Below are 2692 nucleotides of genomic sequence, written 5' to 3' on the forward strand. Positions count from 1 at the left end.
CTCTCATACACCAGAAATCACCATAGCTCAAGATGAAGTACCAGCCCTGCTTAAGGGTTTTACTGACCGAGGGTAGCTCGATCTTGGGAAGACCCTTGATGTTATAGCGGGCGGCATAGGCATCGATCTGGATGAAGAGGCCGAGAAAATACAGTACCGAAGGGATTACAGCAGCCAGGGCGACTGCAGCGTAGGGGACATCGAGAAACATTGCCATGACGAAGGCAGTTGCGCCCATTACAGGCGGCATCAGCACACCGCCGGTCGAAGCACAGGCCTCGACTCCTCCGGCGAACGAACGGCCCATGCCAATGCGCCGCATGGCGGGAATCGACAACACGCCTGTGGTCAGGACGTTGGTAATCACGCTGCCACTCATCGAACCCATTAGGCCGCTGGCGAAGATTGACACCTTGGCTGGCCCCCCGCGTACATGGCCAAGCAGGGCGAAGGCGAGGTTGATAAAGAAGGCTCCACCCCCGGTCTTTTGTAACACCACACCGAAAATCAGGAAGCCAATTACCAGCCCCGCGAAAGCTTGCAGCGGCACGCCCATAATGCTTTCGGTGCTCATGGTGTGGTAGATAGCGGTCTGCTCAGGAGTCGAGGGAAATGCCTGGATTGGTCCCGGCATGACATCAGCAACCATGGGGTAACAGGAGAATACTGCGACGATGAGGGCAATGGGCCACCCCCCGGCGCGCCTGGCGGCCTCGAGAATCAGCAGCCAATAAGCGTAGCTGAACCACACAGCCAGCTCGGGCGCGGCGAAAGCCCAGCCGCGTTCAAGGATCGGCTCGGCCTGGACGACGAAGTAACCGCCGACAATGGCGGTCAGCAGGAACAACACATAATCGTACCAAGGTACTGGCTTGTCTTGGCCGGATGGCCGCATCGGCCACAATAGATAAACCAGCGGCAGCAGCAGGGCCACCACCGCATAATAAAATTGAGTCTCCAGCCCCGTGACTACGGTGAGCAGTCCGAGGTTGAAGAGGTAGTCTAGCGTCATCAGCGTGAGTATTACGGTGATAGTACCGGGTAGCCAGCGCAGTGCATGAGGTAGGGAGCGTACCTGGGATACCTGCTCTTTAGCGGCGTCGGCGTGCTCATTGGCGGCGGAGTGAGTCATGGGGTGATCCGTAGCGTTAAAGGCGGCGAAACGACCGACGCCCACCGGGGCGGCCCCAATGGGCATCTCCCGACGGGCCGCCGGTAAGCGGTCACTCAAAAATGGGGGCAAATCCGGCATCGCTCAGCGCCGTAGCGCGTGCCTTCATCCATGCCTCGCGAAAGGCGTCTTCTTCTTGGGGAACATCACCGGCTGTGAAGCTATCCCACGTCTCGAGCAGTAAATTCTGTCGCTTGACTAGTTCGTCCTGATGCGCCTGCATCTCGTCGGTCCATACGCCGATCTCTTTGTAGTAATCGACCACCGCATCATGGAAAGGGATGACCCAAGTGAGGTCTTGGTTTTCCAACGCATAACCGGCAGCGCCAGGTGCATTGTCTTTGTAGGCGTCGTAGTTTTCCTGAAGCGCCTTGACCAAGCCATAGGCGCTATTGTCCTCTAGGTCGGCGTTGGCGACGATAATCGGGTAGGGGTAGCTTGCGCTATCGATCGGATTATCGGCAGAGACATCACCGGCACCCGATGTAACCTGATGCGGACGGAAATACGGGGCGACGGCTTGCATGCGTTGCCAAGCCGCTTCGTCGTTGGGGTCGAGCGTCGGCCAACTGATCCCGCGTGGGCTGCTGGCAAGCTGTTGGGCTGGAGGTGTAACGGTGGTGGTGAAGGAGGCATCCGCCTCTCCGGAGATAATGCCGTCAAACGACCGCGCGTAGCCGGGATAGTCCACGCGTTCAACGTCGTCCCAGGTCAGCCCGCCGAAGGCTAAATACGCCTCTGTACCCTTGTTGAGCGCGTCGTCGCCCCGGATATAGGCGATGCGTTTGCCCTTGAGGTCGGCAGGTGTCTCGACATCGAGATCACCGGCTACCGCCAGTGCCAGGCCGAACGAAGCAGTAGATGTACTCAGCACGCGAAGTGGTTGGGGGCCCCAGTCAGGGTGGGCGAACATCAATACACCTTCGGCGCCATAGTAGCTGGCAATGCCACATGCACACAGATCGACACGGCCGGTCTTCAAGGGAGTCATGCGTGAGACGTCGTTGTCGCCGGGTAATACACGTACCGCAGTACCGTACTGGTTCTGCAGCATGCCACCGATGGCTACGGCCTGGGCGTAGCCGCTTGAATTAGTGCCATAGGCGGTCCAGGCCATGGTTTTAGGTAGCTCGACTTCCTTAGCCATAGTCATTGCTGGCAAAGCGAGGCCGATTGGTAGGGAGACAAGAAGTAGTCGGCGAGCTAGTTGACGCATTGGGGGAGGCTCCTTGGCTTGTAAGCTACTATTGTTTTGCTATGCGATACTGAATTCCGAATATGGATAGGATAGTAGGAAGCCTGATCTTGCGCTGTCAATGCGAAAGCCGCAGAAGCTGATAGTGGAGCAGAGGGGACTTTTTTATAAAAATCGGGCGCGGGCCGCTGATGGCGCGTGGAGTCTTACTTTAAAGGAGAAGCAACGGAGCATTGGCCGTATGACTAATGTCTAGTAAATAGGCTAGGCGTATGCCTACCTCACTAGCGGTGGCTGACCTTTCCCCCGGAAACCGGTCCACCGTC

Annotated in this window: 2 protein-coding genes; both read right to left on the bottom strand. The window is 57.7% G+C overall.

Going from position 1 to position 2692, the window contains the following annotated elements; all coding sequences use genetic code 11:
• On the bottom strand, nt 1-1132 hold a 1132-nt coding region (locus tag CCD76_RS19070), incomplete at its 3' end, for a TRAP transporter permease (RefSeq protein ID WP_143543343.1).
• Nucleotides 1133-1223: 91 nt separating this feature from the next.
• On the bottom strand, nt 1224-2387 hold the full coding sequence (locus CCD76_RS19075; protein ID WP_087721069.1) for a TAXI family TRAP transporter solute-binding subunit: 1164 nt from the start codon (nt 2385-2387) through the stop codon (nt 1224-1226).
• Nucleotides 2388-2692: the final 305 nt, after the last annotated feature.

Source organism: Salinicola salarius (assembly GCF_002179555.1).
Lineage (GTDB): Bacteria > Pseudomonadota > Gammaproteobacteria > Pseudomonadales > Halomonadaceae > Salinicola > Salinicola salarius_A.

Bases quoted from the DNA above. Each gene is read 5' to 3' on its own strand.
- CCD76_RS19075 (WP_087721069.1), bottom strand. From the start codon at position 2,387: ATGCGTCAACTAGCTCGCCGACTACTTCTTGTCTCCCTACCAATCGGC.